The 13,480-nt window shown below is 70.9% G+C and carries 13 protein-coding genes; 11 read left to right on the top strand and 2 right to left on the bottom strand.

Going from position 1 to position 13,480, the window contains the following annotated elements:
• Positions 1-103: 103 nt before the first annotated feature.
• Entirely contained in the window at positions 104-766 is a 663-nt protein-coding gene (locus AB6A65_RS06340; protein WP_371037518.1) for a DUF4396 domain-containing protein, read from the top strand.
• On the opposite strand, the gene AB6A65_RS06335 is transcribed toward AB6A65_RS06340, so the two are convergent.
• Together AB6A65_RS06335 and AB6A65_RS06330 are read right to left on the bottom strand one after the other, a co-directional pair.
• The gene (locus AB6A65_RS06335; RefSeq protein ID WP_371037517.1) at positions 760-1,293 is read right to left on the bottom strand and encodes a CIA30 family protein; all 534 of its coding nucleotides are present in this window, start codon (positions 1,291-1,293) and stop codon (positions 760-762) included. The two genes, AB6A65_RS06340 and AB6A65_RS06335, sit on opposite strands and share 7 nt — an antisense overlap.
• A 43-nt stretch (positions 1,294-1,336) precedes the next feature.
• Positions 1,337-3,229 (bottom strand): propionyl-CoA synthetase, encoded by a 1,893-nt coding sequence (locus tag AB6A65_RS06330; protein WP_371037516.1) that lies wholly within the window; start codon positions 3,227-3,229, stop codon positions 1,337-1,339.
• A gap of 198 nt (positions 3,230-3,427) precedes the next feature.
• On the opposite strand from AB6A65_RS06330, the gene ybgC reads away from it, so the two are divergent.
• The 10 genes from ybgC to truA all read left to right on the top strand — a co-directional run bounded on the left by ybgC (position 3,428) and on the right by truA (position 13,283).
• On the top strand, positions 3,428-3,817 hold the full coding sequence (ybgC, locus tag AB6A65_RS06325) for a tol-pal system-associated acyl-CoA thioesterase (RefSeq protein ID WP_371037515.1): 390 nt from the start codon (positions 3,428-3,430) through the stop codon (positions 3,815-3,817).
• Positions 3,818-3,923: 106 nt separating this feature from the next.
• Positions 3,924-4,619: a protein TolQ gene (gene tolQ / locus AB6A65_RS06320; protein WP_371037514.1), complete on the top strand. Its 696-nt coding sequence runs from the start codon at positions 3,924-3,926 to the stop codon at positions 4,617-4,619.
• 4 nt (positions 4,620-4,623) lie between these two features.
• Positions 4,624-5,103 (top strand): protein TolR, encoded by a 480-nt coding sequence (gene tolR, locus AB6A65_RS06315; protein ID WP_371037513.1) that lies wholly within the window; start codon positions 4,624-4,626, stop codon positions 5,101-5,103.
• 9 nt (positions 5,104-5,112) lie between these two features.
• Positions 5,113-6,252 (top strand): hypothetical protein, encoded by a 1,140-nt coding sequence (locus AB6A65_RS06310; protein ID WP_371037512.1) that lies wholly within the window; start codon positions 5,113-5,115, stop codon positions 6,250-6,252.
• Positions 6,249-7,568, top strand: a complete 1,320-nt coding sequence (tolB, locus tag AB6A65_RS06305; RefSeq protein ID WP_371037511.1) for a Tol-Pal system beta propeller repeat protein TolB — start codon at positions 6,249-6,251, stop codon at positions 7,566-7,568. Before AB6A65_RS06310 ends, tolB begins: the two co-directional genes overlap by 4 nt.
• Positions 7,569-7,643: 75 nt before the next feature.
• The gene (gene pal / locus AB6A65_RS06300) at positions 7,644-8,156 is read left to right on the top strand and encodes a peptidoglycan-associated lipoprotein Pal (RefSeq protein WP_371037510.1); all 513 of its coding nucleotides are present in this window, start codon (positions 7,644-7,646) and stop codon (positions 8,154-8,156) included.
• 7 nt (positions 8,157-8,163) lie between these two features.
• Positions 8,164-9,003 carry a tetratricopeptide repeat protein gene (locus tag AB6A65_RS06295; RefSeq protein ID WP_371037509.1) on the top strand — a complete coding sequence of 280 codons (840 nt, stop codon included), beginning with the start codon at positions 8,164-8,166 and terminating at the stop codon, positions 9,001-9,003.
• On the top strand, positions 9,000-10,349 hold the full coding sequence (tilS, locus tag AB6A65_RS06290) for a tRNA lysidine(34) synthetase TilS (protein ID WP_371037508.1): 1,350 nt from the start codon (positions 9,000-9,002) through the stop codon (positions 10,347-10,349). Before AB6A65_RS06295 ends, tilS begins: the two co-directional genes overlap by 4 nt.
• Before the next feature lie 121 nt (positions 10,350-10,470).
• Complete coding sequence (ftsH, locus tag AB6A65_RS06285; RefSeq protein ID WP_371037507.1) at positions 10,471-12,393, top strand: ATP-dependent zinc metalloprotease FtsH; 1,923 nt, start codon at positions 10,471-10,473, stop codon at positions 12,391-12,393.
• Between the two features lie 122 nt (positions 12,394-12,515).
• A complete protein-coding gene (truA, locus tag AB6A65_RS06280; RefSeq protein WP_371037506.1) occupies positions 12,516-13,283 on the top strand; it encodes a tRNA pseudouridine(38-40) synthase TruA in 768 nt (255 codons plus the stop codon).
• Positions 13,284-13,480 lie beyond the last annotated feature (197 nt).

Below are 13,480 nucleotides of genomic sequence, written 5' to 3'. Positions count from 1 at the left end.
ACTCTCCTTTGGATCCGGGAAGGCTAGGACGCCCCGGCGCGCCCTGGCAAGCGGCCGCGTGTTCGGGCTTGCATCCGGGGTGGGCAGGCGCGACGCTCGGGCCATGGATACAGTCGTCGCGATACTCTCCTCTCCATGGTTCCTGGTGGCCTGGGCGTCGGTCGCGGTGCCGAGCCTTTACGTGGTGATCCGCGACCTGCGCACGGAAAACGCCCATCTGATGAGCCTGATGAAGCTCGTCTGGGTGCTGACGGTGGTCTATTCCGGGCCGCTCGGCCTCTGGATCTACTGGACGACCGGCCGGCGGCAGATTCCGCGGGACGGTCTTTACCGCCGCGCGTTCCGGTCGGTGGCGCATTGTTACTCGGGATGCGGCATGGGCGAGGTCGCGGGGATGTTCATCGCCGTGGGCCTTCTGCAACTCGGCACTATGTGGGTCGCGGCGGTCACGTTCACGCTGGCCTATGTCGCGGGCTACGCCCTGACGGTGGGCCCGCTCCTGCAGGAGGGCGTGGGGCTGCGCCGCGCGCTCTGGGATGCCTTCCTGTCCGAGACGCCCTCGATCACGGTGATGGAGGTGGTCGCGATCGGCGTGGATCTCTCCCTTGCGGGGGATGCGGGTCCCCGCGAGCCGCTGTTCTGGTCCGCGCTCGTCGTCTCCTTGCGCTGCGGGCTTCTCGCCGCCTATCCCGTCAACGTGCTGCTGATCCGGTTCGGCGTGAAGTCGGGCATGATGGACCCGCGCGAGGGCGCGGCGTCTCAGTAGGCCTCGATCCGGGCGACGCTGACCTCGGCCTCGTGGTCGCGCCCATAGGCCACCACCGCGATCGAGCGCACGCCCTCGGGTCGCGGCGTGGCGCGCAGGAGCGCGCCGGAGGGGTCGAACGCCTCGAGGGGGATATCCACCTCGGGCCAGTCCGCGCCGGTCTGGAACGGCGCCTGGTAATACTGCCAGGGCAGAACCGTCCCGCCGGTGCGCAGGTGCACGAAATAGCGCTCGCCATTGCCGCGCACGCGCAGGCGAATGCCCTCGGTCCCCGCGGGCAGGCCGTCCGGCAGATCCTTGCGCGCCTGGATGAAGCCGCCGCGATTCTCGGTGGAGACGTCGCCGGTGAGACGAAGCGCGCGGCGGCCCTCGATCACGGCGATTTCCGCCCCGCCGGTGGAGACGCCGCCCATCCCCTGGTCGGTGAAGAAGGTCCAGTCTCCGGGCGGGGCGAAATCCTCGAGCACGGTATCGGCCATCAACGGACTCGCGAGCAGCACGATGCAAACGACAAGAAGGCGGCGCATGCCCTGCATCATGCGCCGCGCCGCGCCGCGGGACAACCCCGCCTCACGCCTTCGCATAGCCGAGCGCGCGCATCGCGTCGCGGATCTCGTCGAGGATCGCCGGGTCGTCGATGGTGGCCGGCATCTTGAACTCTTCGCCATCGGCGATCTTGACCATGATGGCGCGCAGCACCTTGCCGGACCGCGTCTTCGGAAGACGATCCACCACCACCGCCAGCTTGAAGGCGGCCACGGGGCCGATCTGCTCGCGCACGAGCGTGACGCATTCGCGCACGATGTCCTCGTGCGGGCGGTTCACGCCCTTGGTCAGGCAGACCAGCCCGAGCGGAAGCTGACCCTTGAGTTCGTCCCTGACCCCGATGACCGCGCATTCGGCGACATCCGGGTGCGCGGCGAGCACTTCCTCCATCCCGCCGGTGGACAGGCGGTGCCCCGCGACGTTGATCACGTCGTCGGTGCGCGCCATGATGTAAAGATAGCCCTCGTCGTCGATGAGCCCTGCGTCGCCCGTTTCGTAATAGCCGGGGAAATGCGCCAGATAGCTCTTGTGGAACCGCCCTTCCGCGTTCCAGAGCGTCGGAAGCGTGCCGGGCGGCAGCGGCAGCTTCACGGCGACCGCGCCAAGCGTGTTCGCCCCGACCGGCTGCCCGCCTTCGTCCAGGATCTGGACGTCGTAGCCCGGCATCGGCACGCCGGAGGAGCCGAGTTTCGGCTCGACCCCGCCAAGGCCCAGCGGCACCCCCGTGATCGTCCAGCCCGTCTCTGTCTGCCACCAGTGGTCGATCACCGGCACGCCGAGCTGCGCCCTGGCCCATTCGATGGTGTCGGGGTCGGCCCGCTCGCCCGCGAGAAAGAGCGCGCGCAGGCAGGAGAGGTCGTATCTCGTCACGCACTCGCCCTTGGGATCCTCGCGCTTGATCGCGCGAAAGGCGGTCGGGGCGGTGAAGAAGCTCGCCACCTTGTGCTCGGAGATCACCCGCCAGAACGTGCCCGCGTCGGGCGTGCCAACCGGCTTGCCCTCGAAGACGATCGTGGTGTTGCCGTGGATGAGGGGCGCGTAGGCGATGTAGGAGTGGCCCACCACCCAGCCAACGTCCGAGGCCGCCCAGAACACCTCTCCCGGCTCGACGCCGTAGATGTTCTTCATCGTCCAGTTGAGCGCCACGAGATGACCCGCGGTGTGGCGCACCACGCCCTTGGGCTGGCCGGTCGTGCCCGACGTGTAAAGGATGTAGGCAGGATGGTTGCCCTCCACCGGCACGCAGTCGACGGGCGCCACCCCGTACTGGAAGGCGTGCCAGTCCACGTCGCGGCCCGCCTCCAGATGCGCCACCTCCTGTTCGCGCTGGAAGATCACGCAGAAGTCGGGGTGATGCGTCGCCTGCGCCAGCGCGCCGTCCAGCAGCGGCTTGTAGTGGACGACGCGCCCGGGCTCGATCCCGCAGGAGGCGGCGATCACGCATTTGGGCCTGGCGTCGTCGATCCTGACGGCGAGTTCGTGCGCCGCGAAGCCGCCGAACACCACCGAGTGGATCGCGCCGAGGCGGGCGCAGGCAAGCATGGCCTCGAGCGCCTCGGGCACCATGGGCATGTAGATGATGACCCGGTCGCCCTTCTCGACGCCCTTGGCGCGAAGCGCACCGGCCAGGCTGGCGACCCGGTCCCGAAGCTCGGCGAAGGTGATCTCGTGCTTCGAGTGGGTGACGGGGCTGTCGTGGATGATCGCCACACGATCGCCGTGGCCGGCCTCGACATGGCGGTCCACCGCGTTCCAGCAGCCGTTCACCATACCGTCCGAGAACCATTCGTAAAACGGCGCCTCGTCGTCCCAGAGCGCCTTCGTCGGGAACCGCTCCCAGTCGATGGCGCGCGCGGCCTCCATCCAGAAGCCTTCCGGATCCTCCTTCCAGCGCGCGTAGGTCTCGGCGTAGCCCATGGTCGTCCCTCCTCCAGCGTTCGTGCCGCGCGTTTCCGTGCGGTTTACGCAGCGGCGGGCGGTGCGGCAACCGGGATTTTCCCGCCAGCGTATGCCATGGCATACCCTGAAGCCCCCGGGCGCGGCCTGTCCAGCCCGTTGCCCCGCGGGCGCGCCGCCGCTAGGAGGTCGGCCGATGTCCCACGGAAGGGCCGCGCCATGTCCCACGCGTTCCAGTGCCGCGTCTACTATGAGGATACCGACCTCGCCGGCATCGTCTATTACGCCAATTACCTGAAGTTCATCGAGCGCGCCCGGACCGAGTGGGTGCGCGGGCTCGGGATCGACCAGGCGCGGCTGAAGGCCGAGGCGGGGATCGTCTTCGCGGTGCGCCGGGTCGAGGCGGATTACCTCTCGCCCGCGCGCTTCGACGATCTGCTGACCGTGGAGACCGCGACGGAACAGCTGACGCCCGCGAGGATCGTGCTGTGCCAGACGGTGCTGCGCGGCGCGGAGCGGCTCTTCGACGCGCGCGTCACGCTGGTGGCGCTCGGGGCGTCGGGGCGACCCGCGCGGCTTCCGGCGGAACTCCGCCATCTGCTCGCCTGACGCCGCCGCGCACGCGGTTGTGTTGGCCTTCCCCCTTCAAATCCGCTAGGGTCTGACGCAAGAGGGCCGCGATGAACGGCCCCGGGCAGAAACGAGCAGGCAGACAATGGAAATGGAAACCCTGGCCGCCGCGCAGGAGATGGATTTCTCCATGTGGGGCCTCTTTGCGCGCGCCACCTTCACGGTGAAGCTGGTGATGGTCGTCCTCGTGCTGGCCTCGTTCTGGGCCTGGGCGATCATCATCCAGAAACTGATGGCCTACCGCGCCGCGCGCGCCGAGGCGGCGCGCTTCGACCGCGCCTTCTGGTCGGGCGAGCCGCTGGACGAGCTCTACGGCGCGCTCGGGCCGGAGCCCGCGGGCCGGGCCGAGCGGGTCTTCGCCGCCGGCATGGCGGAATGGCAGCGCAGCCACCGCGAGGATGGCGGGCTCATCCCCGGCGTGCAGGCGCGGATCCAGCGCTCGATGGACGTGGCCATCGCGCGGGAGGCCGAGGATCTGCAGAAGGGCCTGCAGGTGCTCGCCACCGTGGGCGCGACCTCGCCCTTCATCGGGCTTTTCGGCACGGTCTGGGGGATCATGCATTCTTTCATCCAGATCGCCGAGGCGCAGAACACCAATCTCGCCGTGGTGGCGCCGGGCATCGCCGAGGCGCTGTTGGCCACCGGGCTCGGCCTTCTGGCGGCCATCCCCGCGGTCATCTTCTACAACACGCTGAGCGCGGCGAGCGACCGGATCGTGGCGGGCTACGAGGCCTTCACGGACGAGTTCGCCACCATCCTCAGCCGCCAGCTGGACGGCTGAGCCGATGGGCGCGGGGCTTCTTCCCGGGGCCGGAGGCGGCGGGGGCCGCAGCGCGCGCCGCCGGCGCCGTCGCGCGGTGCCCATGGCCGAGATCAACGTCACGCCCTTCGTGGACGTGATGCTGGTGCTGCTCATCATCTTCATGGTGGCCGCGCCGCTCATGACGGTGGGCGTTCCGGTCCAGCTGCCGGAAACCGCGGCGCGCTCGCTGCCCGCCGAGCAGGAGGAGCCGCTTACCGTGACCGTGACCGCGGACGGCGGGATCGCCATCCAGACCACCGAGGTCGCGCCGGGCGACCTCCTGCCGCGGCTGCGCGCCATCGCCGCCGAGCGCGACAGCCGCCGCGTCTTCCTGCGCGCCGACGGGGCGGTGCCCTACGAGCGCGTGGTGCAGGTGATGGGTGCGCTGAACGCGGGCGGCTTCTCGGATATCGGGCTTGTCACCGATGCCGGCGGACCCGCCTTCGACGGCGGAGAGGAGTGAGGACGGCCGGTGCATGCGGGCCACTATATCTCCGGAGCCGGGCACGTCCTGCTGATCGCCTGGGCCTTTCTCGGCGGTGCGTTCCGCACCGAGCCGTTGCCCTTCGAGGTGACGGAGGTCTCGGTCATCACCGGAGAGGAATACGCCGCGATCATGGCGGCGCAGGCTCCGCCGGAGGCCGCGCCGGGCGTCGACGGCCTTGCCGAGCCGGCCCCCGAGTCCGCACCGGTGCCCGAGGCGCCCGCGCCCGAGCCGCCGCCGGTGCGGCCCCAGGCGCCGCCCGAGACCGCGGAACCGCAGCCGGACAGGGCCCCCGAGGCTCCGCCCGAGGCGCCGGCGCCCGAGGCCGAGGTCGCCGACAGCGTGCCCGAACTCGCCCAGCCGGAGGACACCGCGATTCTGTTGCCCGATGCGACGCCCCGGCCCGAACCGCGCCCGGCCGACCGGGTCGCCCCGGCCCCCGCGCCGCCGCCCCCGCCCGGGGCCGAGACCGCACCCGACACGGTTCCGCCCGCGCAGGCCGCGCCCGAGCCTGTCCCCGAGCCCGCGCCGGAGCCGGAGCCCACCGCGCCGGAGGAGGCCACGACCGAGATCGTCACCGAGGCGGAGGAGCGCGACGCCGCGCCCGACGCCACGCCGCGCCCGCGCGCGCGCCCCGAACGTCTGGCCGCCGCCCCGCCGCCCGAGCCGGCGGCACCGGCGGCGCCGGAGGCCCCTGCCGAGGAGACCGAAGACGCGCCGAGCCCCGCGCCGGACGATGTGAACCGAAGCGCGGTGGACGAGATGCTGGCCGAGGCGCTCGGGGGCGGCGGCTCGGGGACGGGCGGGCCGCCGCTGACGGGCGCGGAGCGCGACGCGCTCCGGGTGGCGGTGCAGGAATGCTGGGTGGTGGACGTGGGCAGCCAGGCCGCGAACGTGACGGTGACGCTGGCGATGTCGCTGAGCCGGGACGGCACCGTCATGCAGGACTCGCTGCGCCTCGTCTCGTCCGAGGGCGGGGAGGGTCGCGCGGTGGACACCGCCTACCAGGCGGCCCGGCGCGCGGTGCTGCGCTGCGAGCGGGGCGGCTACGACCTTCCGCCCGAGAAATACGACCAGTGGCGTGATATTGAAATGACGTTCAATCCTGAGAACATGAGGGTGCGATGATCGGACGACTGGCCATGGCTCTTGCGGCGCTCTGGGCGTTCGCCACGCCCGTTGCGGCGCAGGACGGTCCATTGCGGATCGAGATTACCGAAGGCGTGGTGGAGCCGTTGCCCTACGCCGTGCCCGATTTCGTCGCCGAGACGCCCGGCGCGGCGGAGTGGGGCGAGCGGCTCGCCCGCGTGGTCGCCGCGGATCTGACCGGAACCGGACTGTTCCGCGAGGTCCCGCGCGAGGCGCATATCTCCGCGATCACCAGCTTCGCGAGCCCGGTGCAGTTCGCCGACTGGAAGGCGGTGAACGCGCAGGCGCTCGTCACCGGGGCGGTGGCCCAGCAGGGCGACCGCCTGACCGTGAAGTTCCGGGTCTGGGACGTCTTCGCCGACCGGGAGCTCGGGCAGGGGCTGCAATTCTCCGGCACGACGGAGGGCTGGCGGCGCATGGCGCACAAGGTCTCCGACGCCGTCTATTCGCGCATCACGGGCGAGGACGGCTATTTCGACAGCCGCGTGGTCTTCGTGGCCGAGACCGGGCCCAAGGACGACCGGCGCAAGCGCCTCGGCATCATGGATTACGACGGCGCGAACGTGCAGTACCTGACCGACAGTTCCGCCATCGTGCTGAACCCGCGCTTCTCGCCCGACGGGCAGCGCGTCCTCTATACCAGCTACGAGACCGGATCGCCGCGGGTCTACCTGCTCGACGTCGGGTCGGTAAGCCGGCGCGTGCTGCCGACTCCGGACGGCGCCAACACCTTTTCCCCGCGCTTCTCGCCGGATGCGCGGCAGGTGGTCTTTTCCCTCGCCCAGGGCGGCAACACCGACATCTACGTCACCGAGATCGCCAGCGGACAGAGCCGGCGGCTGACAGCGGCGCCCTCGATCGAGACGGCGCCGAGCTTCTCGCCCGCCGGGCGGCGGATCGTCTTCGAAAGCGACCGCTCGGGCACGCAGCAGATCTACATAATGCCCGCAAGCGGGGGCGAGGCCACCCGGATCAGCTTCGGGCCGGGCCGCTACGGCACCCCGGTCTGGTCGCCCCGCGGTGATCTCATCGCGTTCACGAAGCAGGCCGAGGGGCGCTTTCACATCGGCGTGATGCGCACCGACGGCTCGGAAGAGCGGTTGCTGACGGCAAGCTTCCTCGACGAGGGGCCGACATGGTCGCCCAATGGCCGGGTGATCATGTTCACCCGGGAAACGCAGGGGGCCCAGGGCTCCGCCGCGCTTTATTCCGTGGACGTGTCGGGCCGCAACCTGAAGCGGGTTCCGACGCCTGCCGGCGCCTCGGACCCGTCCTGGGGGCCCTTGCAGCAGTGACGCGACCCGCGTTCCCAAGCGCGGGGCGATATGGTAACCAGGACCAAACAACAACCATCGAGCGGGAAAACTGAGATGACACTTTTCGGCAAGGCGGCACTACTCGCGGCGGGGCTGGCGCTGGGCGCCTGCACCGACGCCGGACGTTTCGACGACATGGCCGGCACCGGTGCAGGCGCCGGCGCGGGCACCGGTGCGGCGGGGTCGGCGAGCGACCCCACGAGCCGGGCCTACTTCCAGGAAGCCGTGGGCGACCGGGTCTTCTTCGCGGTCGACCAGTCCACCCTGGGATCGGAGGCGCGCGCCGTGCTCGACGCGCAGGCCGACTGGCTGAGCCGGAACCCCGACTACAGCGCCGTGATCGAGGGCCACGCCGACGAGCAGGGCACCCGCGAATACAACATCGCGCTGGGCGACCGCCGCGCGAACGCCGTGCGCGACTACCTCGTCAGCCGCGGCGTGGCGGGCAGCCGCCTGAGCACCGTGAGCTTCGGCAAGGAGCGCCCGGTGGCGGTCTGCTCGGACGAGAGCTGCTACAGCCGGAACCGCCGCGCGGTGACGGTTCTGGCGATCGGGACGGGGGCCTGAGGCCGTCATGCGTTTCGCGGCGATTCTCGCGGCGGCCCTTCTGCTCGTGCCGGTGGCCGCGGCCGCGCAGGAGGCCGATCGCGCGCGCACGCTGGCCGACATCCGCCAGGATCTCACCGTCCTGAACGTGGAGATCCAGCGCCTGCGGCGCGAGCTTGCCACGACGGGCAGCCCGGACATGAGCGTCGCGGGCGGGTCGTCGCTGGAACGGCTCGATTCCATCGAAAGCGCGCTGCAGCGCCTCACCGCGCGCACCGAGGAGCTGGAATACCGCATCGCGCGCATCGTCGAAGACGGCACGAACCGCATCGGCGACCTGGAGTTCCGCCTCGTGGAACTCGAGGGCGGCGACGTGAGCGCGCTGGGCGAGACGCCCACCCTGGGCGGCCTGCCGGCGGACCCTCTGCCCGGCCCGGCGCCAGCGTCCCCCGCGGGACCGGGCGGGACGGACACCCCCCAGCTCGCCGTGAGCGAGCGGTCCGATTTCGAGCGCGCGGAGGCCGCGCTGGCGGAGGGGCGCCACGAAGAGGCGGCCGAGGCGTTCGGGCGCTTCCGGGAAACCTATCCCGGCAGCCCGCTGGAACCGCAGGTCTACCTGGGTCTCGGCCGCGCGCTCGAGGCGCAGGAGGACATGCGCGGCGCCGCGCAGGTCTATCTCGACGGGTTCAGCGCGCATCCCGACGCCGGTGCGGCGCCCGAAACGCTCTATCGTCTCGGCGCGGCGCTGGCCGCGCTCGACCGGATCGACGCGGCCTGCCAGATCCTCGCCGATGTGGGCGTCCGTTTTCCCGGCTCGCAGGCCGCGGACGATGCGGCGGAGCGTAAGGGCGGGCTCGGCTGCCCGTGAGCGAACCCGGCCCGGATGCGCGTTTCGCCGCGTCCATGGGCAGCCTGCTCGGGCCAGAGTTCCCGTCCGACATCGCGCTCGCCGTCTCGGGCGGGGGGGACAGCATGGCGATGCTGTATCTCGCCCATAACTGGACCCGCAGCTGGGGCGTGCGGCTCTGGGTGGTGACCGTCGATCACGGCCTGCGACCCGAAAGCGCCGCCGAGGCCCGGATGGTGGCCGGAACCTGCCGCGATCTGGGCTGGCCCCATGCCACGCTGCGCTGGCACTGGGACGGCGCGGGCAATCTTCAGGATGCCGCGCGCCGCGCGCGCCTGGCGCTGATCGACCGCTGGCGCGGCAGCATCCGCCATGTGCTTTTCGCGCACACGCTCGACGACACCGCCGAGACCTTCGTGATGCGGCTCGTCCGGGGATCCGGTGTGGAAGGGCTGTCGGCGATGGCGCCGCGGCGCCGTGTCGTCCCGCACGGAGAGGCACCTGCGCCCCTCTCGGAAGGGGAGATCGCGGCGCGGACGCGCCCGCCCGGGGCGGCGCCGGGCGCGCCGCCCGGCTTCGAGGTCGTCCGCCCCCTGCTGGGCGAGCGGCGGAAGGATCTGCGCTTCTACCTCGGTGTCCTCAAGGAGCGCTGGGTCGAGGATCCCGGCAACGAGGACCGGGCCTTCGGGCGCGCGCGCATCCGGCGTCTGCTTGCCGATCTCGAGGCGGAGGGGCTGGGCGTGGAGCCCATCGCGGAGACCGCAGCGCGGCTGGCGCGCGCGCGGGCCGCGCTCGAGGCGCGGGCGGCCGACGTTGCGTCGCGAATCGCGCGCCGGGCCGATTGCTGCGGGGTGCCCACGGGCGACCTGCTTCTCGACCGGGACGGCTTGGCGAAGGTGGAGACGGACACGCAGCTGCGAGTGCTGGCCGCGGCGCTGCAATGGGTGGCGTCCGCGCCCTACAGGCCGCGCGCGCGCCCGCTCGAGGCGCTGCTCGACCGTCTGCTCTCGGGGGGAGGGGGCACGTTGCACGGCTGCGAACTGCGCGTCGAGGGCGCGGCGATCCGCGTCTTCCGCGAGCATGCGGCCCTTCGCGGGATGGAGACGCCGGCCCACGCGGGGCGGCGCTGGGACGCGCGCTGGCAGGTCGTCCAACCCTGCGAGACCCACGTCATCCGCGCGCTCGGCCCCGAGGGCTGGGCGCAGGTGGAGACGAAGCCGCCCGGTGCGCCGCCCGCCCGGGCCGCCCATGCGCTGCCCGCCCTGTTCGACGGCACGCATCTCGCGGCCTGCCCGGCGCTCGGGATCGGCGCGCCGGAGGCGCTGTCGCTGCGCCCGCCGCGTGCGCCGGCGGGCATCGCGTTCTGAAATTGCGCGTGCCGCGCGCCTGCGCCGCGCCCCTTTGCATTGATCCCCGGCGGGGGATGTCTATTTAATGCGTCAGCCACCCGTGCTAACCATGCGCGCACCTGACATAGGAGTTTCCCCCTTGGGCAACGCACGCAACATCGCCTTCTGGGTCGTCCTGTTCCTTCTGATCCTGGCGCTCTTCAACCTGTTTTCCGGCGGCAACTCGACCCTGCAAAGCCGTGAGATCAGCTACACGCAGTTCGTCGAGGCGGTCGAGAACGACACCGTCAGCGCGGTCACGCTCGATGGCGAGCGCATCCGGTATCGCGGGACCGACGGTAACGATTACGTCACCGTGAAGCCGGAAGACGCCCAGGTAACGGAGCTTCTGCTCGACAACGGCATCGAAGTGCGCGCCGAGGTGCAGGAGCAGTCCGGCTTCCAGACCTTCCTTCTTTCGCTTCTGCCCTTCCTGCTGCTGATCGGCGTCTGGATCTACTTCATGAACCGGATGCAGGGCGGCGGGCGCGGCGGCGCCATGGGCTTCGGCAAGTCGAAGGCCAAGATGCTGACCGAAAAGCACGGCCGCGTCACGTTCGACGACGTGGCGGGCATCGACGAGGCCAAGGAAGAACTGGAAGAGATCGTCGAGTTCCTGCGCAATCCGCAGAAGTTCTCGCGCCTCGGCGGCAAGATTCCCAAGGGCGCGCTTCTGGTGGGCCCGCCGGGCACCGGCAAGACGCTCCTCGCGCGCGCGATCGCGGGCGAGGCGGGCGTGCCCTTCTTCACCATCTCGGGTTCCGACTTCGTCGAGATGTTCGTGGGCGTCGGGGCCTCCCGCGTGCGCGACATGTTCGAGCAGGCGAAGAAGAACGCGCCCTGCATCGTCTTCATCGACGAGATCGACGCGGTGGGCCGGTCGCGTGGCGCGGGCTACGGCGGCGGCAACGACGAGCGCGAGCAGACGCTGAACCAGCTTCTCGTCGAGATGGACGGCTTCGAGTCGAACGAGGGCGTAATCATCGTCGCCGCCACGAACCGCAAGGACGTGCTCGATCCCGCGCTTCTCCGCCCGGGCCGCTTCGACCGGCAGGTCACGGTGCCCAACCCCGACATCAAGGGCCGCGAGAAGATCCTGGGGGTGCATGCCCGCAAGACCCCGCTCGGCCCGGATGTGGACCTGCGCATCATCGCGCGCGGCACGCCCGGGTTCTCGGGGGCGGATCTCGCCAACCTCGTGAACGAGGCGGCGCTCATGGCCGCCCGCGTCGGCCGGCGCTTCGTGACGATGGAGGATTTCGACAACGCCAAGGACAAGGTGATGATGGGCGCGGAGCGGCGCTCCATGGTCCTGACGCCGGAGCAGAAGGAAAAGACGGCCTATCACGAGGCGGGACACGCCATCGTGGGACTGACGCTGCCGCAATGCGATCCGGTCTACAAGGCCACGATCATCCCGCGCGGCGGCGCGCTCGGCATGGTGGTCTCGCTTCCCGAGATCGACCGTCTCAACTGGCACAAGTCCGAGTGCGAGGAAAAGCTCGCCATGACCATGGCCGGCAAGGCGGCCGAGATCATCCATTACGGCGAGGGCATGGTCTCCAACGGCCCGGCGGGCGACATCCAGCAGGCCTCGGCGCTGGCGCGGGCGATGATCATGCGCTGGGGCATGTCAGACAAGGTCGGCAACATCGACTATGCCGAGGCGCATGAAGGCTACCAGGGCAACACGGCCGGCTTCTCCGTGTCCGCCCACACCAAGGAACTCATCGAGTCCGAGGTGAAGCGCTTCATCTCCGAGGCGTATGAGCGGGCCCACGCCATCCTGACCGAGCGCAAGGACGAGGGGGAGCGCCTGGCCGAGGGGCTGCTCGAATACGAGACGCTCACCGGCGAGGAGATCAAGCGCGTCATCAAGGGCGAGCCGCCCAATCTCGGCGAGGACGAGGACGACAGTTCCGGCAAGCCGAGCGCCCCGAGTGTGACGGCGAGCCCCAAGACGAAGCCGCGCAAGCGTCCGCCCGAGGGGATCGGACCGGAGCCGGAACCGGAACCGACCTGACCGGGCGATAGCCAGGCTCATGTGACCATCAGGACCCCGCGCCGGTTGACCCGCGCGGGGTCTTTTCCTGAAACGGCCCGCGGGGATTGCCCGCGCCGGCATCCTTGCCTATGCGCCTCGCCATGCCCCGCTACGCCCTTCGCATCGAGTATCACGGCGGCCCCTTCGTGGGCTGGCAGCGCCAGGCCTACCAGCCTTCGGTGCAGGGCGCGCTGGAAGAGGCGCTTGCGAAGCTGGAAGCGGGCCCCCACACCATCGCCGGTGCCGGACGCACCGATGCCGGCGTGCACGCGCTGGGCCAGGTCGCCCATTGCGACACCGGCAAGGACTGGGATCCGTTCCGCCTGTCGCAGGCGCTCAACCACCATCTGAAGCCCGCGCCGGTCGCCGTGCTCTCCGCGGCGCGCGTGGCGCAGGACTGGCACGCGCGCTTCTCGGCGGTGGAGCGGCGCTACCTCTTCCGGCTCCTGATGCGCCGCGCGCCGGCCACCATCGACGCCGGGCTTGTCTGGCAGGTGCCGCGCGAGCTCGATCTCGAGGCGGTGCGTGCGGGCGCCGCGCATCTGGTGGGGCGGCACGACTTCACCACTTTCCGCAGTTCCATCTGCCAGGCGAAGAGCCCGGTCAAGACGCTCGACGCGCTCTCGGTGGAGCGGGTGGAGGGCCCGTCCGGCCCCGAGCTGCGGTTCCATCTCCGTGCGCGGTCCTTCCTGCACAACCAGGTGCGCTCCATCGTGGGCACGCTGGAGCGCGTGGGCGCCGGCGCCTGGGCGCCCGAGGACGTGAAGGCCGCGCTCGAAGCGCGCGACCGGGCGGCCTGCGGCCCGGTCTGTCCGCCCCACGGCCTCTACCTCGCCGGGGCCGGCTACCCCGAGGATCCCTTCGCGTGACCCTGCGCGGGGCGGGTTTTCGCTTCCGGCCGGGGCGCATCCGGGCTAAGGAAGACCCCATGAGCCACGCTGTCGCCTTTCTCACCCGACGACGCCCCCGGCGTGCCTGACGCGCCGGGCCGCCCGCCGCGTGGCGCGCCTCTCCCTGCAGATTGACTTGCCTTTGCCGCTGCGGCACTCAAGGGGCTTCGAGCCCG

The organism is Rhodosalinus sp. FB01 (assembly GCF_041365715.1).
In the GTDB taxonomy this organism is placed as follows: domain Bacteria; phylum Pseudomonadota; class Alphaproteobacteria; order Rhodobacterales; family Rhodobacteraceae; genus Rhodosalinus.
This window is presented reverse-complemented; position numbering and strand designations above follow the sequence as displayed.